Below are 21,931 nucleotides of genomic sequence, written 5' to 3' on the forward strand. Positions count from 1 at the left end.
GGGTGGGGATTCTTCCCCTCTCCCCTTGCGGGCCCCTTGGGGGAGAGGGTGGCTCGCGAGCCTGCCTCCCCACACTCCGTCATTGCGAGGAGCCCTTGCGACGAAGCAATCCAGACCGCCTTCGCCGAGGCTTCGGCGGACAAGTCGCTTCGCTCGCAATGACGCGGAGAGGCCGGCGCCCGTCACTCTCCATCATCCCGTCACGACCTCCTCCACCCCCGCCGCCAGATCCACCCCCGGCGGCACCGGCATCGGCACCGTCACGAAATCCTTCGGCAAATTCACCGGCCGATAGTCCGGCTCGACGTCCAACCGTTTCAGCACGCTCTCATGCACATGCGCGCCTTCGGGGATGAAGCGCGGCTCGGCGTCGGGAATGTAGAAGCCCGCCACCACCTTCCGCTCCCGCCATTCCCGATATTTCGCGCGCTTCGGCAGATATTCCAGCACGCGCCAGAGTGCCGTCATGGAATTGTGCAGCACGCCCGCCTTGCCCGTGAACGCGGGCGGGACGTATTGGAACGGCGAGTTCTTGCGCTGGATGCCCCAGGCGAGCTGGTTCACGGTGCGCCTGTTGAAGTTGAGCCCGGCCTTTTCCGCTTCCTCGATCATCCAGAGCAGCGGGTATTTCGATTCCGCGCTCGTCGCCTCCGGATAGCCGCCGCCGACGTCGCAATGCACGCCTGAGAACCACACCTGCAAAATGTCCTGCCCCACCTTTTTCTCGTCGGGCACGTAGCGGTTGCTCCAATATTCCTGCGGCTCCTCATACGCCTTCAGGCGGAACATGCGCCGCCGCTCGTCGATCGCGATCGCCTGGCGGAAGATGTTGACGCTCGGATTGCGCCTGACGAAGGCGAGCTCCTCGAGCGTGAACACCAGGAAGAACACGTCGCGCCGCGGCACGATCACGCTTGCCACCGTGTCCCACACGCCGATGAAGTGGATGGTCGGCCAGCGCGTCGAGGTGATGCGCGCGAACTGCGCGGCAAGGTCGAATGCATCCTTCGGCAGCGGCCCCTGGTCGTCGACCACGATATCCTTGAGGTCCTCGATATCGTTGCCGCGCCCCAGCCCGGAATATTGCTTGTAGGCGACGAGGCCACTGCCTGCGAGGTTCGCCTGCTCCGGCGAGATCAGGCCGACTTTATGGATCAGCCCCGCCAGCACGCGCACGGTATAGGCGCCGCGCGAAAAGCCGAACAGATAGATGCGGTCGCCGGGCGCATAATGCTCGATCAGGAAGCAATAGGCGGACAGCAAATTGTCATCGAGCCCGTAGCCGGTGGCGAGCCCCAGCACCAGCCTGATGTTGGCCTTCCACCTGTTCCAGGTCGACGGCTCCGTCACCGTGCCGACCCCGGGATCGTAAAACACCATCTGCCGCGGCTGCGTCTTGTCGGTCTTGCGCAGGCAGCGATACAGCTTCAGGACGTTGGAGATGTTCTCGCTGATCTCGTTGCCGGTGCCGTCACAGCAGATGACGAGGTTCTTCGACTCGGGTTTGGCCGCGTACTCCATGGGATGCGCCTCCGGGTGATGCTACCGGGGCGAGTATAGCCGAAATGCGCGGCGGCGAGGAGACGGCAGTGGCGCCGCGAAGACGGTGCGCTCCCTCGCCCCGCTCTTGTCCGCCGAAGCCTTGGCGAAGGCGGATGCGGGGGCGCGACGAGCTTCGCTCGCGGGGAGAGGGTTGGGGTGAGGGGTGCTTCCGCAATCACGGTGAGAGTTGGGCGCGCGATCGCTCCACAAACTCGTCATGCCCGGGCTCGTCCCGGGCATCCACGTTGTGGTCTCCACGGCGCAAGAACGTGGATGGCCGGGACAAGCCCGGCCATGACGGGCTCCGCGATGCAGCCGACGCTATATCTCTCGTTACTTCTTCTTCCCCGGCCCGAAATCCGGCTGCCAGTTCGCCTCCTTGCGGCTGGGCGCTGCGGCGATCACCTTGGCCTTGTCCTTCTTCGGCTTCTTGGCTTCACGATTGCTGCGCTGCTGTCCCTTGGCCATTTTCGTCTCCTCCAAAAGGTTTGGAATGAACTTGGCTTGACCGATGGCAACGTGTGCATCCCGCGCGACGTGCAGGCGCATAACAGAGGTACGCCTGTAGCGCACCGATAGCGAGAGCTAAAACGCCGCGCGTGCAAGCGCGCTAACCCCCTCAACTTCTATGCCGCACTCCCGGCCGAAGAACACCCGCCACCGCGCGCCGGTGACCGCACTGTTCGACGATTTCGCGAGACTTGGCGGAGATAGTTGAAGCGGGCGACGGGCGCCTGCGGTAGCCACGGCTCGCGCCCGGAAATAAGTATCGTCCCGGCCTAGTGCGCAAGGGAGCCGGGACCCATAACCACCGCAGCGAGTTGTTGCGGATAGTTGTGCCACAGCGTGCTTCGACAAGAGTAGACGGGGGGTAATGGGTCCTGGCTCCGCAGCCTCCGCTGTTGACATTAACCACCTGTTAACCATGCGGTCGCCTAATGTCGGCGATGGGGGGATTCACCATGCCGGCCCATGTGACGCGACTGAAGTTGATGCCTGTTTCGGCCGATCCGGCCATCCAGTCGGTGGCGAGGCTGGCGGCACGCGCCAGGGCCGTCCTACAGGGCAAAACGCCTGTCCTACGGAGCAAAGCCATGTTCGGAAAGGATGACCTCGTGGACCATCTCAGCCGCGATCTCGATCGCGCGCGCGAAAGACGCGACGCACTCGCATCCGAAGCCACGACCCTGACGGCCCAGATCGCCGAAATCGAAGCCCGCCTCATCGAGGAAAAGAAAAGGCGGGAGCGCGAGCGCGTCCTGGGCGAGATCGAAGCGATCAAGACGCGAATCAAGCAAGCCGCCGGCGCATTTGCACCTGTCGTCGACGGTCTCTCGAGGGCGATCGAGCAGGCTACGGCAGTCGTGCCCGAGGCGCGCGAGCTCAATAGTTTCCTGGTGTCGGTGGCGAGCGAGATCGACAGCGTGCTCGATCCCCTGTTGCGCGAACTTGATCAGCGCGCGGATGGGGTGCGAGGGGGACAGGCCGTGCCGGAGCTGCCGAGTCCGGCCCATGAAGCGCCGCCGGTCGAGCTGCCGAAAGACACCAACGAGCGCCTGCTTCGCTTCCCGGCGTGGCTGTCTCGCGACAAGGAGGCGGACAAGAAGGAAACCGCAGAGAGCCCGCGCAGCACGGCAGCGTGAGCCTGGGTTGCGCTGCGCACGCTCGCAGCGCTCCATGTCCGGTCCTGGAGAGTTATTGTTTGCTCGTCATTCCGGGGCGCGCCTTTTGGCGCGAACCCGGAATCCATCTCTCGACGTTTACTGCGGCCAGATGGATCCCGGGCTCGCGACTTTGTCGCGCCCCGGGATGACGAGCTGTTGTTGGGCTCGCTGGTCGCCGAGCAGGTAACCCCGCCTCGTCCACTCAATTGGCCGCGCGGCGCAGGAAGGCCGGGATATCGAGAACGGCCTCGTCGGGCGCATTGCGCGCAGGCGCGCGGCCTTGGGGATGCAGCGGCTGAATTGCCGCCTGGCGCGCATACTCCATGCCCGGCCTTGCTGGTGGTCCCACGGGATGATGCGGCTGCGGGCGGAGCGGCGGGCTTTCTCCTTGCGGAAGGGGTGCGCTGCGCTCGATGCGATCGGCGATGCGCCGGCCGTCATTGCGCAGCTTTCCGGCGAGTTGGGCGAGGGCGGTTTCCACCGGCAGCGCCTGCGCCGCGTCGAGATTGTCTATGCCGGTCGCCACCACCGAGACGCGGACGATGCCTTCGAGGCCTTCGTCAAAGGACGCGCCGACGATGATGTTGGCGTCCGGGTCGGCCTCGTCGCGAATGCGGGTGGCGGCTTCGTCGACCTCGTACAGCATGAGATCCTTGCCGCCGGTGATGGAGATGATGAGGCCGCTGGCGCGCTTGATCGAGGGATTCTCGATCAACGGATTGGAGATCGCGGCCACGGCGGCGGCAAGCACGCGCTTCTCGCCCGAAGCCTCGCCCCGTCCCATCATGGCCTTGCCCTTCTCCTTCATGACGGAGAGGACGTCGGCAAAATCGAGATTGATCAGGCCTTCCTTGACGATGAGGTCGCTGATGCAGGCGACGCCCGAATACAGCACCTGGTCGGCCAGGGCGAAGGCATCGGCGAATGTGGTCTTCTCGCTGGCGACCCGGAACAGGTTCTGGTTCGGGATGATCAGGAGGGTGTCGACCGTCTTCAGCAGCTCCTCGATGCCGGCTTCGGCGAAGCGCATGCGGCGCTGGCCCTCGAAGTAGAACGGCTTGGTGACCACGCCGATGGTGAGAATGCCGAGCTCGCGCGCGATCCTCGCGACGACGGGTGCGGCCCCGGTGCCGGTGCCACCGCCCATGCCGGCCGTCACGAACACCATGTGCGCGCCGGTCAATTGATCGCGGATCGTATCGATCGCCTCTTCGGCCGCGGCGCGTCCCAGTTCCGGCTGCGAGCCGGCGCCGAGGCCCGCGGTCACCTTCGTGCCGAGCTGGATGAGGCGGCTTGCCTTCGACATGGCCAGCGCCTGCGCGTCGGTATTGGCGACGACGAACTCGACCCCCTGCAGCCCGGCGGTGATCATGTTGTTCACGGCATTGCCGCCGGCGCCGCCGACGCCGAACACGACGATGCGGGCCTTCATTTCATGGATATCGATATTGCCAGCCATTTTTCCCTCTCGATTGGTCCGGCAAGCCGGGGATTAGAGAAAGTCTCAAATGCTACCCGCATGATTCGGAAAAGTGCGCTGCGGTTTTCCGAATAAGATCATGCGCAAATAACAACCTAGAGCGCGATGACTACTCATCCTGACCTCATCGCGCTCTAGCCATGCGGTCTGCTTGCACGATCGAAGCGGCCAGGTGTCCCAAGCGAAGCGCGGCGTGCCCGATGAGCGAGCCGCCCGCGCGGCGATCGGTCCGCAGCGCCGTCATTTCGTCTTCCAGTCGTGCCGCCCACGCATTGGCGGCCGTCGCCTCGGCGCTCGCCTGCTGCAGCTCGACGGCGAGGCGCTCGGCGCGCTCCCGCTCGCGCTCGAACACTTGCCTGTAGGCGGTTGCCACGTCTTCGAGCCGCGCGATCTCCGCCTTGAAGACCTCGGTCTCAGAAGCGTTTTCGAGCGAAGTGGATACCGGTTCGCGCAAGGAAAACGCGTCAGAATAAAAATTTAGAGTCCCGTTCCGACTCCGTCGGAACGGAAATGGCTCTAACGCTTCGATCCTCGCGATGGAGTCCCCGATGGGGTCGGCCCGGCGACCCGTTCTTGGGCGGGGCGTGTACCGCAGTTCGGAGAAATCAACCCTCACCAGGGCCTTGCCGTCATCCGAACGCGAGCGCGGCAGGCGGCGACGTCTCGCCAGCGACCGCGCGGCCTCGCGCGAGATATTGAGGCGGGCACCCAGATCGGCATACGTCAACAACGCAACAGACATCGGCGCTTCTCCTGGAGCGAACCGGGAAGGCATTTCGGGCTAATGATGGCTGGACGATTACAGCAGGCTAGGCTGCGTTGGTTAATGCGTGGTTAACACCCGCGCGGGTGCTGTTTACCGGTGCTGTCACCGTGCCGCCCCTGGGGATCGGAGCGCCGACCTGGGGATTGGAGAGCACCATCTGTCGCCACTGCGTCTTGGCGGACTTGCGCCGGCAGCAAGTTGGGCGCGCGATCGCTCCACAAACTCGTCATGCCCGGGCTCGTCCCGGGCATCCACGTTGTGGTCTCCACGGCGCAAGAACGTGGATGGCCGGGACAAGCCCGGACATGACGGGCTCCGCGATGCAGCCGACGCTATATCTCTCGTTACTTCTTCTTCCCCGGCCCGAAATCCGGCTGCCAGACCGCGTCCTTGCGGCTCGGCGCCGCGGCGATCACCTTGGCCTTGTCCTTCTTCGGCTTCTTGGCTTCGCGGTTGCCGCGCTGCTGTCCCTTGGCCATGGCGTCGTGCTCCTTTGCAGGTTTGAGTTCGTCCAGTTCATCCGCCTGCAGCACGCGTCCGCGCGGCGTGCAGACGCGCACGTCCATGTAGCCGTCGCGCAGCAGCTTCTGCGCCAGCCGCAGCGCCACGGTGGCGTTGCTGCGGCCGTGATTGGCGCTGCCATATTCGCCCGTCGCCCAGATCAGATAGGGTACGCGCACGGGCCTAGCCATGAAAGAGCGCCGCCGCGCCGACGAGAAGCAGCAGGAACAGGGGAACGACGACAGGCGGAACGATCCATTCCGAGGCGCGAAAAGGCGGCATCGCATGCTCCTCTCGCGGACACGCGGAAGGCGTGCCCTGGCGACTGAATTGACGGCGGGAGCGCACGTGACCCTCAGTCACCGGTCGATGCCGTAGCGGAAGATGCGGTGATGGAAACAAGCCTACGCCTCCGCAACCCCAATAGCGAGGATTAAAACGCGACCTCGTTGAGCGACCTGCGCGCACGCCTCGTCCTTCGAGACGACCGCTCGCGGTCTCTTCAGTGCCCGCTAAAACTGCAGCCATGCACTCCGACCTCATCCTGAGGGCCCGCCGCAGGCGGGCGTCTCGAAGGATGCGCCACGGGGAAACTGCACAGCGACGATAGCGCTGGCTATTGCCGCGCAAGAAGCGCATGCTCGCGCTCGCCGGCGTCGGTTTGGGGCCGCTCTCGCAGCAAGGCAGGCGTGCATGACCATCCGTTCGCGGCGGGAAACCGTCACGTTCAAGCATCCGTTCCGCATCCACGGCATCGAGCGCGTGCTGCGCCCGGGCGCCTATCAGGTGATCGCCGACGAGGAGAGGCTCGAAAGCGAGACGGTCTCGGCGTGGCGCCGCGTCGGCACGTCGATCATCGTGCCGGCGGAAAGTCCAGCCGGCACCATGGAGATGCTGTCGATCCGCGCATCCGATCTTGCCGACGCGATCGCGTCCGATGCGAGCATCGCCAATGACTGATCACCCCGTCGATCTCGACAAGCATCGCGGCATGGCCGCGCAGAAGGCCACCGATCTGCGCCGCTCGCTCGCCGAGGTCGAGAACCATGTCCGCGAGTTGCGCGAGCGCGAGGCCGATCTCGAGCACCGCCTGATGACGGTGCCATCAGTCTCCTGGCCCGAGGCCGCCGTGAAAGCGCGCTACCTCCTCAACCTCTACGCCGCCAGCCTCCCCACCGAGGACACTCGCCACCGCGCCCTGGTGACGGCGCTGCTCGACGATTTCGCAAGGCTGGGCGGGGACAACTAGGTGCCGGCCGCGGGGTACACCTCTCCCGCTTGCGGGAGAGGTCGACGCGCCCGGGCGATGCGAAGCATCGTCCCGCCCGGGCGATGCGAAGCATCGTCCCGCCCGGGCGATGCGAAGCATCGTCCCGCCCGGGCGATGCGAAGCATCGTCCCGCCCGGGCGATGCGAAGCATCGTCCCGCCCGGGCGATGCGAAGCATCGTCCCGCCCGGGCGATGCGAAGCATCGTCCCGCCCGGGCGATGCGAAGCATCGTCCCGCGCGGCGGGTGAGGGCTCTCTCCTCTTGGGGAGTGTCCCATTGTGGAAACACCCTCCCCCAACCCTCTCAGCGCGAGCGAAGCTCGTCGCGCCCCGCAAGCGGGCGAGGGGGAACGAACCATCACCGAAGCAACGCGTTCAGTTCTCAGGAAGCAACCCGCGTAACAGGAGTCCCCCATGCCCCTTACCAGCGGCCGCTTCATCGGCCACGAGCAGGACCGCGGCATCATCCAGTTCTCCATGCACGACGGCGCGAAGGAAATCCCCTGCGCCGTCTCCACCTCCGCCATGGACGATCTCGAACGCGGCCCGCAAACCCGCCCCGAGCACCGCGAAGCCCAGTTCACCCGCCTCCGCGACCGCATCGAAACCCGAGCCGCCAGCAAATACAGCGCCTGCGAGTTCGAAGGCACACCGCCGGGAATCGTGCTGCGGAGCATTGATTTTCGGGGGTAGGGGGAGCCTACTTCGGCGGTTCTTGCGGCTTGCCCTGAAATTGAATGTTGCACTTCTTTGCGATCGAGGCTTGCTCAATCGCAATCATCTGTCCTTTCATTTGCGCAAGTTCGGCCGCAGTCTGTTTGTCGCCACCGACCAGGAATGCCGCGGGCCAGAACACAACGATAGCTACGCCCGTCGCCACCTGATCCTTGGTGCGCTGACTATCTTGCGCGCCGGAGAGCATCGCAGCTCTGGTAGACACCGCCTGCGCCTCCAGCGCGAGCTGCTGACAGTTGTACTGTTGATATTGCACCGGCGACACGTAGGCCGCCGATATGTCTGATGATGAAGAAGCGCAGCCAGCAAGTGCGGTCGCAATGACCGCCAGGCTCAAATAACGCATAAGAATCCCCCAGCCAGGAAAGCAATATCGAAGCTCAACCAAAACGTGAGATCAATAAGACGTTCGCCGGGCCGGTAGAACTACGGACTAGCAGCCGAGCGATGCACCGCAGCAAGCGTGGAGACCGATGCTCCTGAGCTGTTGAGTTGCCGCGCCCCCGTGAACGCATCGAAGCTCGACGCGTCCAAGTATCACGCGGTATTCGAAATTTAGATTGCTCGCGGAGGACCTCAGAGAAGCGAAGGCTGCCGTCTAGATCTTTAGTTGACGGAGCTTGGTACTCTTCATGGGCAATTCGTACATTGCTCCACCCTGAACTGTTGCCGGGACAGTTTGAATGACGGGCCACAGCGCTAGCAAGCGTTCCATTTGCTTTATCACAGGTGCCTTGTAGAGCCCTTGCGAGAGGAAGAGGCCAATGAGATTAGAGTTTCGAAAGGCATGATATTCGGCGCGATTCCTTGTAATTCGCCGATCGCCAGAGACGACGATCCACTGCCCGTCTTTGCTTAGGTTTGCGATCCAATCGACGTCACTAATGTTGCGGGGGAAATTTTTCCGCCAAGTAGGAGACTTCGTGTTCGCCCTTGAAGAGTTCACGAAGGGCTCGCGCCATCGCTGGAGACATGTTGTGGTCAAAGAAGAGCTTCACGCAGCGAGTGATTGTTCAAATTTCACGGCGTCTCTGACCGCGGACGGCGATACGTCATACAGCCTGCTCACGCGCGTGATTGATCCCTCGGCCTTAACGGCGTCAGCCAGCACCACGGTCGGTACACCATAGTTCGTTGCAATCGGCTGGCCAAAAGCGCGCTTAGGATCGATCACAATGCTCTGCCTGCCTTCGAACGGTCGCCAGCGCGTGACAATGTCGTGCGAGATATCGAGGTCTTTAAAGGTTCTATCGATAACCTTCTTGATTGCATATTGATGGCTTTTGAGGTCGAGAACCTCATCCTCGCCGGTCCGTCTCATGCTCTCTAGAAAGATAGTGCGTCCATCTGTTCGGAAGCGACGAGTGGAAAATGGATGGTCGTCGCCAGCACATTCCCGTGCGTATTCGAGGCAGTTGCGAACAGTGAGAATAGAAAGGCCAGCGTCGAGGAAGCTCTTGATCACTCGAAGCTCAATCAGATCTCGAAACCCCAGTTCGATGTGATGATCATATGCGGGTAGCTGAGGCGTCCAGAGGGGGGGCATGTCGATCGTCTTGTCGCCATGCGTATAGCTGTAGCCTCCGAGCCATCGGCGGATATTTAGTGGTCGGATCTTGAGCAACCTTGCAGCCTCGGGCACGGTGTAATAGCCGATCCCGAGGGTGGGGGTGTCTTTCTGGTAGTGAGTCTGAAGCATGGTCGGACCATAACGCGAATGGCGTTTTCAGACCATATCGCGTCGGAGCACATGGTGCATGCTGGTCAACGCGCCCATAAAGGAACAAAAACGGCCGGATCTTTCGATCCGGCCGCAACGCAAAACTCAACTGGCTAAGCCTACGCCACGCGACGCAACCTAGCCCCCGCCCAATTCCGAAAATTCTCAGCTGGCCTTCTTGACCGGCGCGTCGCCGACCTTCTTCTCGATGGCGCGCTTCAGCTCGACGGCGCGCGGCGAAAGGGCGTCGGTCTTGGCCTTGAGCAGGAAGGCATCGAGGCCGCCATTGTGGTCGACGCTCTTCACCGCGTTGGTGGAGACGCGCAGGCGCACGTTGCGGCCCAGCGCTTCCGAGATGAAGGTGACGTTGACCAGGTTCGGCAGGAAGCGGCGCTTGGTCTTGATGTTGGAGTGGCTGACCTTGTGGCCGACGAGGGGGCCCTTGGCCGTCAGTTCGCAGCGGCGAGACATGGCATAATTCCTTCGGTCTAAACCCCCAATGCTTGCGGCCGCCATTCGGGGCGCCACGGGGGCAAATTCTTTCGTCCTTGCAGGGAGCGGGCGGACGTATAGGGGCAGTAGGGCGGGTAGTCAAGGATTTGGGGCGGGGATTCATGCCGCGCAACAGGTGTCATCGCCCGGCTTGACCGGGCGATCCAGTATCCCAGAGGCCGGCGTTTGAGGGCTCGCTCTTGCCAGATCGGCCGCGGCGTACTGGATGCCCCGGTCGAGCCGGGGCATGACAGCGGAGCCAGCACGGGGGAGGTGTCCGGGCCCGGCGCGACTCTCGCCCAATCACCAAAACGGCAATGTTTAAAACCCCTTACCATCACATAAAGGGCGTAATCGCCGCTGAATAGTCAGGTCGGTTCCTTAAAGCTTGGCCGTTGGGACACATTGCTTGCCGCCGTAACAGGCTTAAGTAACAACCACTCGTTTTCCGATTGGATCGTCTCGTGCACACGTCCCCCCTCATCCCGCCCCGGCTGCGCGCGGCCGGCAGGCTGGCCGTTGTCATCAGGCTGGCGCTGGCGGCTGTTGGCGGGCTGGTTTGGGTGTGGGGAACGCAGCCGGCGGCGGCGCAGGGCAAGCTCGAGGCGCAGTATGAGGCGACGCTGTCAGGCATTCCGGTCGGCCGCGGCGCCTGGAACATCGATATCCAGGACGACGTGTTTTCCGCGGCGGCCTCCGGCGGCACCACAGGCATTCTGAAATCCTTCGCGGGCGGGTCGGGCACCGGCGCTAGCCAAGGCCGCGTCGTCAATGGCGCGCTGGTCGCCTCCGCCTACCAGGCCTCCACCACCACCTCGAAGAAGACCGAAGAGATCCACATCACCCTCGACAAGGGCAATGTGAAGGACTTTGGCATCATTCCCGAGCCGCCGGTCGATCCTGACCGTATCGTCGTTACCGAAGCGCATCGGCGCGGCGTGTTCGATCCGATGACAGCCTCGCTGGTGCGCGTGCCCGGCACCGGCGATCCGCTGTCGCCCGAGGCCTGCCATGGCAGCGCGCCGGTGTTCGATGGCCGCATGCGCTACGAGCTCAAGCTCGATTTCAAGCGGATGGAGACGGTGAAAGCGGAGAAGGGCTATCACGGCCCGGTCGTGGTCTGCGCGCTCTATTTCGTGCCCGTCGCCGGCTACATCCCCGACCGCCCCGTGATCAAATACCTCGCCGCCCAGCGCAACATCGAGATCGCGCTCGCCCCGGTCGCGGGCACGCGGATCCTGGTTCCGTTCTGGCTGAAGGTGCCGACCCCGCTCGGCCCCGCCATGCTGGAAGCCACCAGCTTCATCACCACAGCCCAGCCGCCAAGGGTGGCGAAGACGCAGTAGGGATTTTGGCTTCTGACACCACTCCTAGACCGTCACCCTGAGGTGGCCGCTTCTTCAGCGGCCCTCGAATGGCGACAGCCCGACTGTTCCCGCGCGCGCAACCCCGCCGCCCCATCGGGGCCCTCCATCCTTCGAGGCTCCCGGCACGGCGCTGTGCGCCGCGCCGCTCGCACCTCAGGATGACGGATGCGGCGGCTGACACCCGCCTTAGCCATATCAATGACTTACCTACTGTGCATGGGGTTGTTTTCGTATCATGCCTCGGAGGGCCATTCGTCGCGAATCCATTTGACTCCGCCCCGATTCTGATTCGACTCGACGCCATCCCCAACTTAAGGGTTTCAGCCCCCACATCGTCGCTTGTGCGGCCCCCCAAAACTCCATCTAGTGCACACGCAAAACGAGTCCCACGACACCTTGCGTGAACGGAACGGGACTCACAGGGGAGTCAGCGATTCGGCCGCGATTCGTTCTAGAGTCGTTCCGAAGCTTAAGGGATGAGGAAAAAGCGTCGCAAAGTGAGACAGTTGCGCGAGGTTTTCAAACCCCGTCATCCTGAGGTGGCCGCTTCTACAGCGGCCCTCGAAGGACGACGGGCCCGGCTGGTGCCATCAGGGATGCACCCCGGCCGTTCATCCTTCGAGGCTCGCCCAGCGGCGCGCTTGCGCCGCAAGGCGAGCACCTCAGGATGACGGATCGCGCGCTCGGCACCCCTTCGCCTCATCAAGCCCTGACTTTCGCCCCATCAGCCATTACCTATTCCGGCAGACATGGCCTTTCCTCCCTCCCCCTTCGCTTCCGAGCGCGTGCCCGGCGCTGGCGTCACTGCGGTGCTCGGGCCGACCAACACCGGCAAGACCCATCTCGCCATCGAACGGATGCTGGCGCATTCCTCAGGGCTGATCGGCCTGCCGCTGCGCCTGCTGGCGCGCGAGGTCTATAACAAGATCGTCGCCCGCGTCGGCCCCGAGGCCGTCGCGCTGGTCACGGGCGAGGAGAAGATCAAGCCCAGGAGCCCGCGCTACTGGGTCTCGACCGTCGAGGCGATGCCGCGCGATCTGGATGTCTCCTTCCTCGCCGTCGACGAGATCCAGATCGCCTCCGATCTTGAGCGCGGCCACGTCTTCACCGACCGCATCCTCAACCGCCGCGGCCGCGACGAGACGCTGCTGCTGGGCGCCGCCACGATGCGCCCGATCATCGAGCGGCTCCTGCCGGGCGTGTCCATGATCACCCGTCCCAGGCTGTCGCAGCTGGAATTCGCCGGCGACCGCAAGATCACGCGCCAGCCGCGCCGCACCGCCATCGTCGCCTTCTCCGCCGACGAGGTCTACGCCATCGCCGAGCTGATCCGCCGCCAGCACGGCGGCGCCGCCGTGGTGCTCGGCTCGCTCTCGCCGCGCACCCGCAACGCGCAGGTGGCGATGTTCCAGAACGGCGATGTCGATTATCTCGTCGCCACCGATGCCGTCGGCATGGGCCTCAATCTCGACGTCGACCACGTCGCCTTCGCCTCCGACCGCAAGTTCGACGGCTTTCAGTTCAGAAGGCTGACGCCGGCCGAGTTCGCGCAAATCGCCGGCCGCGCGGGGCGCGCCACGCGCAACGGCACCTTCGGCACCACGGGCCGCTGCGGCCCGTTCGAGCCCGAGCTCGTGAATGCGCTCCAGAACCACATTTTCGATCCCGTGAAGATGCTGCAATGGCGCAACTCGAAGCTGGATTTCTCCTCCCTCGGCGCGCTCCAGGTCTCGCTCAACCTCGCCCCCGGCCACGAGACGCTGACGCGGGCGCCGATCGCCGAAGACATGCGCGTGCTCGACCACGCCGCCCGCGACGTCGAGGTGCGCGATATCGCGCATGGCAAGGCCGCCGTGGAGCGGCTCTGGGAGGCCTGCCAGGTCCCGGACTACCGGAAACTGTCGCCTGCGGCCCATGCCGAGCTGGTGACGACGCTCTACGGCTTCCTGATGCGGAAGGGCTGCATCCCCGATTCCTGGTTCGCGGCCCAGGTCGACCAGGCCGACCGCGTCGACGGCGACATCGACACGCTATCGGCGCGAATCGCGCAGATCCGCACCTGGACCTTCGTCGCCAACCGCCCGGACTGGCTGAAAGACCCCGATCGCTGGCAGGGGATCGCCCGCGAGGTCGAAAATAAATTATCGGATGCGCTCCATGAACGCTTGACTGAGCGTTTCGTTGATCGCCGGACCAGTGTATTGATGCGCCGCCTGCGGGAGAACACGAGCTTGAATACGGAAATCGGCAAGACCGGCGAAGTTATCGTCGAAGGCCATGTCATCGGCCGCCTCGATGGCTTCACCTTTGCACCGGATGCGGCGGAAGCTGGCTCCGATGCGAAAGCCTTGCAGGCTGCCGCGCAAGCGGTGCTCGCCGGCGAGATCAATACGCGCGCCGAAAAACTCGGCAACGCGCCGGACGATCAGTTCGTGCTGACCTCCGACGGCACCATCCGCTGGACCGGCGACGCCGTGGCGCGGCTGACGGCCGCAGAGGAGGCGCTGCATCCGCGCATCCGCATCATCTCGGATGAGCGGCTCACGGGCGCTCCCCGCGAAAAAGTGCAGGCGCGGCTCGACCTCTGGCTCAAGACGCATATCGAAAAGCTGCTCGGGCCGATGTTCGAGCTGTCGAAGGCCGAGGACGTCACGGGTATCGCCCGCGGCATCGCCTATCAGCTGGTCGAGGCGCTCGGTGTGCTCGAGCGTCCGAAGATCGCCAACGAGCTGAAGGATCTCGACCAGCCCTCGCGCGCGACGCTGCGTAAATATGGCGTCCGCTTCGGCGCCTATCACATCTATTTCCCCGGCATCCTCAAGCCCGCCGCGCGTGCGCTGGCTGCGCTGTTGTGGGCGCTGAAGCAGGACAATGTCGATCTGTCGGCGCTGTCGGGCGCGCAGCATCTGGCTTCATCCGGCCGCACTTCGTTCCCGGTCGACAAGAGCTTGCCGCGCGATGCCTATCGCGTGCTCGGCTACAAGCAGGCCGGCGAACGTGCCGTGCGGGTCGACATCCTGGAGCGCCTTGCGGATCTGATCCGGCCCGCACTGGCCTGGCGCGAGAACTCGCCCGGCGAAAAGCCCGCCGGCGCGTTCGACGGCCGCAGCTTCGTTGTGACCCAGGCGATGACCTCACTTACCGGCTCCGCCGGCGAGGACTTTGCCTCGGTGCTGCGTGCGCTCGGCTATCGCATGGAGAAGCGTGCACCGCTGCCGCCGAAGCCGGTCGCGACCGTGGCTGCGGAAACGCCGGCTGCTGAGGCATCTGCAGAAGCGCCTGCGACCGAACAGGCGGTCGCACCCGCGGATGCCGCGATCGAAGCCGTCACCGTCGAAGACGCGCCCGGCATGGAGCAGCACGAAGGGCCCGCTCACGAAGAGCCGGCGCTCGAAGCCTCATCTGATTCGCCCGTCACGCCCGAAGATGCCCACGGCATTGCCCCGCCGGCGGAAGAGGCTGCTGCAGCGGCAGAGGCTGGCGCTGAAGACGCTCCCGCGGAAACCGCCGCAGTGGAAGCCGCCGCCTCTCCCGATGCCGCTGCGCCGGTCGAGGCGGCGCCGGCTGAAGCTGCGGCTGCGCCCGCTGAACCCGAGCTCGTCGAAGTCTGGCGTCCCGGTGGCCGTCACGAGGATCGCAAGCCGCGTCACGAGCGTCATCGCCATCAGCGTCACCACAATCAGCGCCCGCAACAGGCGAGCGCCGAGGCCGGCGCTGAAGGCGCCACGGCGGCGCCGGGCGAAGCCGCCGAAGGCGCGAAGCCGGGGCATCGTCACGGCGGTGGCCATCGTCGCGACGGCGGCAGGGATTTCCGCAAGCCGCGTGAAGGCGGCGAGGCTGGTGAGCGCCGCGACGATCGCAATCGCAGCTTTCAGGGCAAGGACCGCGACAAGGATCGCGATCGCAACCGCGACAACAAGAAGTTCGGCGGCGATCGTGACAAGGGCCGCGACAATCGTGGTGGCCGCGACCGCGACAAGGGCAGGGATCGCCGCGACCGCGAGTCAGGTCCGTCGCTGCGGCCCTACGCCTCGAGCGCGAACCCGCGTGAGCGCGATCGTCCCGCCGATCCGAACTCGCCTTTCGCCAAGCTCGCCGCGCTGAAAGAGCAGCTCTCGGGGCGCAAGGAGTAGTCCCACGACCACCGAGCGGCAGCGCCTCGACAAATGGCTGTGGCACGCGCGGGTGGTGAAGGCGCGGACCTCGGCGGCTGAACTTGTCGTAACCGGCCACGTCCGCATCAACGGCACGCGCGAGAAATCGCCGGGCCATGCGGTCAAGATCGGCGACGTCATCACCGTCGGGCTCGATCGCACCGTGCGCGTGCTCAAAGTGACTGCTTTCATCGAGCGCCGCGGCGATGCCGCCTCGGCGCGCCTGCTCTACGAGGAGCTCGGCGACATAAAGCGCAATTAGTTGCGCATAGTATTCATTTCTTGGTCGATCAACCACACAAAGCCGTCATGATCGGGGCTTCCCGACCTTGCAGCGCGGGGCCATCCGCGCTACGCAAGCCGCGACTTTTAAAAGAGCTTTTCGGAGCGTTGGATGACTTACGTCGTCACTGAAAACTGCATCAAGTGCAAGTACACCGACTGCGTCGAGGTCTGCCCCGTCGACTGTTTCTACGAGGGCGAGAACATGCTGGTCATCCATCCTGACGAATGCATCGATTGCGGCGTGTGCGAGCCGGAATGTCCGGCGGACGCCATCAAGCCGGACACCGAGCCGGGCCTGGAAAAGTGGCTTGAGGTGAACTCCGAATACGCCAAGAGCTGGCCGAACATCACCCAGAAGAAAGAATCACCTGCCGACGCCGAGGAGTTCGACGGGCAGGAGGGCAAGTTCGAGAAATATTTCTCTAAGAATCCCGGCTCCGGAGACTAAATTCCGGCGCAAACTTAACCCTAATAGCGTCGTCAGCGCCGAAAACCAGCCCTCAAGACCCCTAAATCATTGATTTTTGCGGGAAATGTGCTATATTGGGCACATTAAGCCGAACCCCGTCAGCCCCGCTTGGCCCCTCTGGGTTCCCGTGAAACCAAATGTCGAAACAGGGGCGTGGCAGTTTCCGCGCGCAGGCTGTGTCACAGAAAACGCGTAAAAAGAGTACTTCAGCGAGGGCTTCCCATAAGGAGGCCAAAAAAGTCGCCGCGGCCAGCCGTAGCGCATCCAAGGGTCGGGCCGCTGCCAAGGCGCCGCCGGCTGCAAAGTCCTCGAAGAACAAAAGAAGCGCAATGCCTAACAAGACTGCCAAACCGGCCGCGAAAGCGACCGTTGCCAAGCCTGCTGCTGCCAAGGCTCCCGCGGCCAAGGCTCCCGCTGCCAAGCCCGTTGCTCCGAAGGCTCCCGTTGCTGCCGCCCCGGCCAAGGCCCCCGTTGCTGCTGCCAAGCCGGCCGTGAAGGCCGCTGCACCCGCGCCGAAGGTCGAGGAAAAGAAGGTCGTGACCCAGCGTCAGGGCTTCAAGGCCAATGAATTCGTCGTCTATCCCGCTCACGGCGTCGGTCAGATTCTGGCCATCGAGGAGCAGGAGATCGCCGGCGCGAAGCTCGAACTGTTCGTCATCAACTTCATCAAGGACAAGATGACGCTGCGCGTTCCGACCGCCAAGGTCGCCAATGTCGGCATGCGCAAGCTGTCCGAGCCGGCGCTGGTGAAGAAGGCGCTCGAGACCCTCAAGGGTCGCGCCCGCGTCAAGCGCACCATGTGGTCGCGCCGCGCCCAGGAATACGAAGCAAAGATCAATTCGGGCGACATCGTCGCGATCGCGGAAGTCGTGCGCGACCTCTATCGCTCGGAGTCGCAGCCCGAGCAGTCGTACTCCGAACGTCAGCTCTACGAAGCGGCGCTCGATCGTCTGTCCCGCGAGATCGCGGTGGTGCAGCACTCGACCGAGACCGAAGCGGTCAAGGAGATCGAGGCCCAGCTTGCCAAGAGCCCGCGCCGCGCCAATGCCAAGGCAGAAGCCGCCGACGGCGAAGGTGAGACGGATGCCGAGGGCGATACCGACGATACCGATGGCGACGACACCACCGTCGCCGACGAGGCCGCGTAAGCATCTCGTCGCGTCGATCGCAACAGTTCAAAAGCCCGGCCGCTCGGCCGGGCTTTTTGTTGGGGCGCGTGATCCAACGGCGGCCGAAGCTTCGCCATGGTCACGCGCGCGGCTGGGTCCAGATCGCGATCGGCCGCTCGAGCCCGCGGATCGGTTGGGGATCGCAGGCGATCAACGATGCAAAGGCACCGGCTGTGCTGCCGAGCTCCAGCTTGGCGCGGCTGACGAGATCGTTGCTTGCCACCAGCGCGCAGTCGAGCGTGCGCGTCAGCCCCTCGAGTCGGCTTGCCGCATTGACGGTCGCGCCGATCACGGCAAATTCCAGACAGGTGTGCCCGATGTCGCCGAGGACCACCGGTCCGTAATGCAGGCCAAAGCTGACGCGCATGGCTGGCTCGCCGGCCACCGTTCGTCGCGCGTTCCAGCCGTCCGCCGCTGCGATCATGGCCTGGGCACAGCGCAACGCGTTGCTGGCGTCGCGCGGGCCTGCGAAGGGCGTGCCGAATGTCGCCATCAATCCATCGCCCAGATATTTGTCCAGCGTGCCCTCGTGGCGGAAGACTTCCTGCTCCATCAATCCGTGGAATTCGCGCAGCGTCCGCACCACTTCGTCCGGAGCGCGCACATCGGCAAAGGCCGTGAAGCCGACGATGTCCACGAACAGCACCGCGACGTCCTGGGTGCGCACCTGCTTCAACGGCTCGTCGTGCTTCGATAATTCCGTGACGACGTTGGGTGAGAAGTAGCGCGCAAGGTTGCCGCGTTCTCGCTCCACCGCGGCATGTCTAACCAACAGATCATTGCTGCGGCGAACCGCGAGCGCCAGCGTAACGGCCACGATCAGGAAGACGACGATTTCCTGGATGCGGAGGCCGAATCCGATCGCGCTGGGCGAAATCAACGCGAGCAGCCTGTGATCGCTGCCCACCGCCTCTGCAATGCGGGCGGTCAGCGCGGGACTAGGATCGGGTTGCCACCACACCCAGGCAAGGCCGATCGCCCACAGCGCCGCGGTCCATGTGCCGACCGCAATCACGGTTCGCCAGGAATAGGCCAGCGTGCCGGCGGCGAGCAGTACGAAGAAGTAGATGAAGTTGCCGAAATGGTATTGCATCGCCGCCGGCCAGTGTGTCGTGCCGAACGGGTTCGGGACGACGATGACGAATGTGAGCAGCGCCAGGTCGCAGAACAAAAGCGCCAATTCCGGTCGCGAAACGCCGACCCGTCCGACCCTGACTTGGGCCCAGCCGATCAAAGCGAACAGGCCCAGCAACGCCACGTAGTAGAGCTGCTCCCATGCCGGGTTGATGGCCAGCAACAGGCAGGCGATGACGGCCAGCGCGACATAGCGCGCCCGCACGGCCAGTTGCAGGCCCTCCTTCTTGCCGGCTTCGAGCGCGGCCTGTGCAAACTGGACGGTTTCGGTATCACGCTGGCTGCGCGCGCGCGACTGCGCGGCGGACCCGCCGAGGCGTTCGACGAGCATTGTCACAAGGCGGTCTCCTCGCTTGGCCGTTGCAGCACTGCGCCGGCCGTCAGCCGACGCATCCGGTAGTCTAGTGATGCATGGCCGCGAGGTCATCAGCTCGGCTGGGTGTTTTCCTCTCCACGCGGCGAACCGCTCATTTCACCGGTCGCTTCTCGAGCTTCCGCGCCAGCGTGCGGCGGTGCATGCCCAGCCGCCTTGCCGCCTCCGAAATGTTGAAATCGGTCTCGATCAGCGTCTGGTGGATGCGCTCCCATTCCAGCGTCTTGATCGAGGTCGGCCGCACGTCCAGCGCGACTTCGGCGTTGCCTTCGGCCTTGGTGAAGGCGGCTTCGATGTCATCGGTGTTGGAAGGCTTTGCGAGGTAGTGGCAGGCCCCTAACTTGATGGCCTCGACGGCGGTCGAGATGCTGGCAAAGCCCGTCAGCACCACGATCAGCATCTCCTCGTCATGGGCATGCAGCAGCTCGACACAGGCGAGCCCCGAGGCGCCCCCGAGCTTGAGGTCGACCACGGCGTAGCCGAACGATCGATCCTCCAGAACCTTTCGGACATCCTCGATCGACGCGGCGAGCACGACCTCATAGCCGCGGCGCTCGAACGAGCGCTTCAGCGTGCGCGCAAAGCCTTCGTCGTCCTCGACGACGATGAGCGAGCGGTCAGGCGTCAAAGCGGCCTCCGATCGCGAGCGTGGCGAGCGGCAAGGTGAGCCGGACGGTGGCGCCGCGCTTCCTGTGGTTCTCCGCGGTCACGCTCCCCCCCAACTTGCGCACCACGTTCACCACCAGGAACAGGCCGAGCCCGCCGCCGGCGCGGCCCTTGCTCGACTGATAGGGCTTTCCGAGCTGCGCCAGCATTTCCGGCGCAAAGCCCGGGCCGCGGTCGCTGATCGACAGCACCAGATTGTCGCCCTCGCGCTCGGCGAGCAACTCCACCCATTCGCGCGAGACCTCGTAGGCGTTGTCGAGCACGTTGAAGATCACCTGCTTCAGCGCGATGTCCGAGACGATCGCGACATCCTCGCCAAAGGTGTTGGTGAAATAGAGCGTCCGCGCCGAGCGGGCGTCGCGCCATTCCTCGACCAGCGCGGTGACGAAGTCCGTCACCGTCGTCGGCGAGGATCCTTCGCCGCGCGCCTCGCCGGCCGACACCAGAATGCCTGTTACGATGCTTTTGCAGCGTTGCAGCGAGGTCTCCATCTCCGTGAGGTCCTCGGCAAGCTCCTGATCGGCGACAAGATCGGGCATGCGGCGCCAGTCGCTGAGGATGACGGAGAGCGAGGCGAGCGGCGTGCCGAGCTCATGCGCGGCGCCGGAGGCAAGCAGGCCCATGCGGACGATGTGGTCCTGCTCGGCGGCGTGCTGCCGCAGGGCCGCCAGATGCGCGTCGCGCTGACGCAAATTCCTGTTGATGCGGGTGACGAACACGACCAGCAGCACCGCGTTGAGAACGAAGCCGAGCAGCATGCCTGTGACGGTGAGCGTGTAGGTCTCGCTGAGGGGATTTGGCGGCAGGTCGAGCGGCCGATAGGCCAGCGTCAGCCAGACGAAGCTCGCGCAGGTCAGCGCCACCAGCGACCAGGTCGAACGGGAATCGAGCAGCACCGCTCCCAGCGTCACCTGGAGCAGGAACAACGAGGTGAAGGGATTGGTGGCGCCTCCGCTGAGATAGAGCTGCGCGGTCAGGGCGGCGACGTCGAGCATCAGCGCGACCAGAAGCTCATTGTTGGTGATCGCGGCGCGATGGCGCACCCAGACCAGGCTGGAGACGTTGAGCAGCACCAGCGCGCCGATCACCGCGCCCATGCGAGTGAGGGGCAGGGGAATGCCGAGCCAGAAGTGCACGCCGCCGATGGTGACGATCTGGCCGACCACCGCGGTCCATCGCAGCTGGATCAGCAGCGCCATGTTCTTGCGATTGGTCTCGTCGTCGGTGGGGGCAGCGCCGATCAGCTCGCTGCGCGCGTCCGCCTGCGATTGCAGCGTGACGGCCAGCTCGCCAAAATGTCGTCCATCGTCAGGTCGGTTCGACGATCGTTCCAGCATCTGATCCCGTCCTGCGGGCGGAGGCGTCTAGGCCGCCGGCCGGTTCGTGGACGAAGCGTTGGCGGCGGAACAGCCCGCCGCGAAATGTGACGAAAAGTCTACCGGCCAGCATGAAAGCCAGGGCAAACCACGTCAGCGCGTAGATCAGGTGGTTATTGGGAAAGCGGACCACGGTCAATCCGCCGATTGGACCGGGACCGGATCGTGATCCGGCATCGGCATCGATGAAAAAGGGCGCCACGTTGTGGAGATCGCGGGCCGCCGCAATCGCGGCGACATCCCGCGAATACCAGCGGTTGTGCTGGGGCACGTTGTCCCTGAGGAATCCGCCCTTCGGCTCGGTGATGCGCAAAAGGCCCGTGACCTCGACCTGGCCGTCCGGATTGCCACCCTGGCGCGCCGATGGGGCACGCCGCTCCGACGGCGCGAAGCCGCGGTTGATCAGGACAGTCGTGCCGTCATCGCGCTCAAGCGGCGTCAGCACCCAATAGCCGGGGCCTTCCTCGGTGACGGCCTGAACCAGCGTCTCGCGGTCGTGCAGGAAGCGGCCGGCGACGCTGACATGCCGGTATTCGTCGCTGGCGGCGGTGATCGCCGGCCACGACGCCCGCGAGGGGATCGGCCGCGCCGGGGCATGAACGCGCTGCTCGACCCGGTCGATCAGCGCCAACTTCCAGGTGCGGCGCTCGACCTGCCAGACGCCGAGGGCCATCAGAACGACAAACGCGATGAGCGAGAGAACCGTGAGCCACAGGGACGGACGCGCAGCCCGTTCGGGGCTGCGCGTTTCGTTATCCTCTGGTCTCAC

At 64.6% G+C, this 21,931-nt stretch carries 21 protein-coding genes and 1 pseudogene; 9 read left to right on the top strand and 13 right to left on the bottom strand.

Annotation, left to right across the window (positions count from 1 at the left end):
- Positions 1-192: 192 nt before the first annotated feature.
- Both XH98_RS29555 and XH98_RS29560 read right to left on the bottom strand, forming a co-directional pair.
- The gene (locus XH98_RS29555; protein WP_271620693.1) at positions 193-1,521 is read right to left on the bottom strand and encodes a DUF2235 domain-containing protein; all 1,329 of its coding nucleotides are present in this window, start codon (positions 1,519-1,521) and stop codon (positions 193-195) included.
- Between the two features lie 354 nt (positions 1,522-1,875).
- On the bottom strand, positions 1,876-2,010 hold the full coding sequence (locus XH98_RS29560) for a hypothetical protein (RefSeq protein WP_271603398.1): 135 nt from the start codon (positions 2,008-2,010) through the stop codon (positions 1,876-1,878).
- A 626-nt stretch (positions 2,011-2,636) separates the two neighbouring features.
- Between XH98_RS29560 and XH98_RS29565 the strand changes: the two genes are divergently transcribed.
- Positions 2,637-3,185, top strand: coding sequence for a hypothetical protein (locus tag XH98_RS29565; RefSeq protein WP_228749228.1), 549 nt, complete (start codon positions 2,637-2,639; stop codon positions 3,183-3,185).
- A 223-nt stretch (positions 3,186-3,408) separates the two neighbouring features.
- On the opposite strand, the gene ftsZ is transcribed toward XH98_RS29565, so the two are convergent.
- The 3 genes from ftsZ to XH98_RS29580 all read right to left on the bottom strand — a co-directional run bounded on the left by ftsZ (position 3,409) and on the right by XH98_RS29580 (position 6,144).
- The gene (ftsZ, locus tag XH98_RS29570; protein WP_271603399.1) at positions 3,409-4,665 is read right to left on the bottom strand and encodes a cell division protein FtsZ; all 1,257 of its coding nucleotides are present in this window, start codon (positions 4,663-4,665) and stop codon (positions 3,409-3,411) included.
- 145 nt (positions 4,666-4,810) lie between these two features.
- The gene (locus tag XH98_RS29575) at positions 4,811-5,428 is read right to left on the bottom strand and encodes a hypothetical protein (RefSeq protein WP_271620694.1); all 618 of its coding nucleotides are present in this window, start codon (positions 5,426-5,428) and stop codon (positions 4,811-4,813) included.
- Positions 5,429-5,796: 368 nt separating this feature from the next.
- Positions 5,797-6,144, bottom strand: a complete 348-nt coding sequence (locus tag XH98_RS29580; protein WP_271620695.1) for a hypothetical protein — start codon at positions 6,142-6,144, stop codon at positions 5,797-5,799.
- A gap of 502 nt (positions 6,145-6,646) precedes the next feature.
- On the opposite strand from XH98_RS29580, the gene XH98_RS29585 reads away from it, so the two are divergent.
- The 3 genes from XH98_RS29585 to XH98_RS29595 all read left to right on the top strand — a co-directional run bounded on the left by XH98_RS29585 (position 6,647) and on the right by XH98_RS29595 (position 7,915).
- Positions 6,647-6,913, top strand: coding sequence for a hypothetical protein (locus tag XH98_RS29585; RefSeq protein ID WP_220001287.1), 267 nt, complete (start codon positions 6,647-6,649; stop codon positions 6,911-6,913).
- On the top strand, positions 6,906-7,202 hold the full coding sequence (locus XH98_RS29590; RefSeq protein WP_271620696.1) for a hypothetical protein: 297 nt from the start codon (positions 6,906-6,908) through the stop codon (positions 7,200-7,202). Before XH98_RS29585 ends, XH98_RS29590 begins: the two co-directional genes overlap by 8 nt.
- A gap of 434 nt (positions 7,203-7,636) precedes the next feature.
- Positions 7,637-7,915 carry a DUF1488 family protein gene (locus XH98_RS29595; RefSeq protein WP_271620697.1) on the top strand — a complete coding sequence of 93 codons (279 nt, stop codon included), beginning with the start codon at positions 7,637-7,639 and terminating at the stop codon, positions 7,913-7,915.
- Between the two features lie 7 nt (positions 7,916-7,922).
- Here the strand turns inward: XH98_RS29595 and XH98_RS29600 are convergent, their stop codons facing one another.
- The 4 genes from XH98_RS29600 to rpmB all read right to left on the bottom strand — a co-directional run bounded on the left by XH98_RS29600 (position 7,923) and on the right by rpmB (position 10,148).
- Complete coding sequence (locus XH98_RS29600; RefSeq protein ID WP_271620698.1) at positions 7,923-8,303, bottom strand: hypothetical protein; 381 nt, start codon at positions 8,301-8,303, stop codon at positions 7,923-7,925.
- A 252-nt stretch (positions 8,304-8,555) separates the two neighbouring features.
- A complete protein-coding gene (locus tag XH98_RS29605; RefSeq protein ID WP_442868647.1) occupies positions 8,556-8,903 on the bottom strand; it encodes a hypothetical protein in 348 nt (115 codons plus the stop codon).
- A gap of 48 nt (positions 8,904-8,951) precedes the next feature.
- A complete protein-coding gene (locus XH98_RS29615; protein ID WP_271620699.1) occupies positions 8,952-9,656 on the bottom strand; it encodes a hypothetical protein in 705 nt (234 codons plus the stop codon).
- A gap of 186 nt (positions 9,657-9,842) precedes the next feature.
- Positions 9,843-10,148: a 50S ribosomal protein L28 gene (gene rpmB / locus XH98_RS29620; RefSeq protein WP_271620700.1), complete on the bottom strand. Its 306-nt coding sequence runs from the start codon at positions 10,146-10,148 to the stop codon at positions 9,843-9,845.
- A 557-nt stretch (positions 10,149-10,705) separates the two neighbouring features.
- Between rpmB and XH98_RS29625 the strand changes: the two genes are divergently transcribed.
- From XH98_RS29625 to XH98_RS29645, 5 genes and pseudogenes are all read left to right on the top strand, one after another.
- Entirely contained in the window at positions 10,706-11,515 is an 810-nt protein-coding gene (locus tag XH98_RS29625; RefSeq protein WP_333932782.1) for a DUF3108 domain-containing protein, read from the top strand.
- A gap of 770 nt (positions 11,516-12,285) precedes the next feature.
- Positions 12,286-15,669: a helicase-related protein gene (locus XH98_RS29630; protein ID WP_271620701.1), complete on the top strand. Its 3,384-nt coding sequence runs from the start codon at positions 12,286-12,288 to the stop codon at positions 15,667-15,669.
- Between the two features lie 13 nt (positions 15,670-15,682).
- Positions 15,683-15,952, top strand: a pseudogene (locus tag XH98_RS29635) (RNA-binding S4 domain-containing protein); the annotation flags it as partial.
- Between the two features lie 132 nt (positions 15,953-16,084).
- Positions 16,085-16,423, top strand: coding sequence for a ferredoxin FdxA (gene fdxA, locus XH98_RS29640; protein ID WP_220001295.1), 339 nt, complete (start codon positions 16,085-16,087; stop codon positions 16,421-16,423).
- 350 nt (positions 16,424-16,773) lie between these two features.
- The gene (locus tag XH98_RS29645; protein ID WP_220001296.1) at positions 16,774-17,592 is read left to right on the top strand and encodes a CarD family transcriptional regulator; all 819 of its coding nucleotides are present in this window, start codon (positions 16,774-16,776) and stop codon (positions 17,590-17,592) included.
- A 100-nt stretch (positions 17,593-17,692) separates the two neighbouring features.
- On the opposite strand, the gene XH98_RS29650 is transcribed toward XH98_RS29645, so the two are convergent.
- The 4 genes from XH98_RS29650 to XH98_RS29665 all read right to left on the bottom strand — a co-directional run bounded on the left by XH98_RS29650 (position 17,693) and on the right by XH98_RS29665 (position 21,931).
- On the bottom strand, positions 17,693-19,078 hold the full coding sequence (locus tag XH98_RS29650; protein WP_271620792.1) for an adenylate/guanylate cyclase domain-containing protein: 1,386 nt from the start codon (positions 19,076-19,078) through the stop codon (positions 17,693-17,695).
- Positions 19,079-19,214: 136 nt separating this feature from the next.
- The gene (locus tag XH98_RS29655) at positions 19,215-19,748 is read right to left on the bottom strand and encodes a response regulator transcription factor (protein ID WP_220001298.1); all 534 of its coding nucleotides are present in this window, start codon (positions 19,746-19,748) and stop codon (positions 19,215-19,217) included.
- Positions 19,738-21,123 (bottom strand): ATP-binding protein, encoded by a 1,386-nt coding sequence (locus tag XH98_RS29660; protein WP_271603408.1) that lies wholly within the window; start codon positions 21,121-21,123, stop codon positions 19,738-19,740. The genes XH98_RS29655 and XH98_RS29660 overlap by 11 nt, the downstream gene beginning before the upstream one ends.
- Positions 21,095-21,931: an SURF1 family protein gene (locus tag XH98_RS29665; protein WP_442868648.1), complete on the bottom strand. Its 837-nt coding sequence runs from the start codon at positions 21,929-21,931 to the stop codon at positions 21,095-21,097. Before XH98_RS29665 ends, XH98_RS29660 begins: the two co-directional genes overlap by 29 nt.

Origin of the sequence: Bradyrhizobium sp. CCBAU 51745, assembly GCF_028128715.1 — a bacterium.
GTDB lineage: Bacteria > Pseudomonadota > Alphaproteobacteria > Rhizobiales > Xanthobacteraceae > Bradyrhizobium > Bradyrhizobium manausense.

Coding starts and splice junctions, on each gene's coding strand:
- XH98_RS29650 (WP_271620792.1), bottom strand. CDS start 19,078: ATGCTCGTCGAACGCCTCGGCGGGTCCGCCGCGCAGTCGCGCGCGCGC.
- XH98_RS29560 (WP_271603398.1), bottom strand. CDS start 2,010: ATGGCCAAGGGACAGCAGCGCAGCAATCGTGAAGCCAAGAAGCCGAAG.
- XH98_RS29595 (WP_271620697.1), top strand. CDS start 7,637: ATGCCCCTTACCAGCGGCCGCTTCATCGGCCACGAGCAGGACCGCGGC.
- XH98_RS29590 (WP_271620696.1), top strand. CDS start 6,906: ATGACTGATCACCCCGTCGATCTCGACAAGCATCGCGGCATGGCCGCG.
- XH98_RS29600 (WP_271620698.1), bottom strand. CDS start 8,303: ATGCGTTATTTGAGCCTGGCGGTCATTGCGACCGCACTTGCTGGCTGC.
- XH98_RS29575 (WP_271620694.1), bottom strand. CDS start 5,428: ATGTCTGTTGCGTTGTTGACGTATGCCGATCTGGGTGCCCGCCTCAAT.
- XH98_RS29660 (WP_271603408.1), bottom strand. CDS start 21,123: ATGCTGGAACGATCGTCGAACCGACCTGACGATGGACGACATTTTGGC.
- XH98_RS29565 (WP_228749228.1), top strand. CDS start 2,637: ATGTTCGGAAAGGATGACCTCGTGGACCATCTCAGCCGCGATCTCGAT.
- fdxA (WP_220001295.1), top strand. CDS start 16,085: ATGACTTACGTCGTCACTGAAAACTGCATCAAGTGCAAGTACACCGAC.
- XH98_RS29585 (WP_220001287.1), top strand. CDS start 6,647: ATGACCATCCGTTCGCGGCGGGAAACCGTCACGTTCAAGCATCCGTTC.
- rpmB (WP_271620700.1), bottom strand. CDS start 10,148: ATGTCTCGCCGCTGCGAACTGACGGCCAAGGGCCCCCTCGTCGGCCAC.
- XH98_RS29580 (WP_271620695.1), bottom strand. CDS start 6,144: ATGGCTAGGCCCGTGCGCGTACCCTATCTGATCTGGGCGACGGGCGAA.
- XH98_RS29630 (WP_271620701.1), top strand. CDS start 12,286: ATGGCCTTTCCTCCCTCCCCCTTCGCTTCCGAGCGCGTGCCCGGCGCT.
- XH98_RS29615 (WP_271620699.1), bottom strand. CDS start 9,656: ATGCTTCAGACTCACTACCAGAAAGACACCCCCACCCTCGGGATCGGC.
- XH98_RS29645 (WP_220001296.1), top strand. CDS start 16,774: ATGCCTAACAAGACTGCCAAACCGGCCGCGAAAGCGACCGTTGCCAAG.
- ftsZ (WP_271603399.1), bottom strand. CDS start 4,665: ATGGCTGGCAATATCGATATCCATGAAATGAAGGCCCGCATCGTCGTG.
- XH98_RS29555 (WP_271620693.1), bottom strand. CDS start 1,521: ATGGAGTACGCGGCCAAACCCGAGTCGAAGAACCTCGTCATCTGCTGT.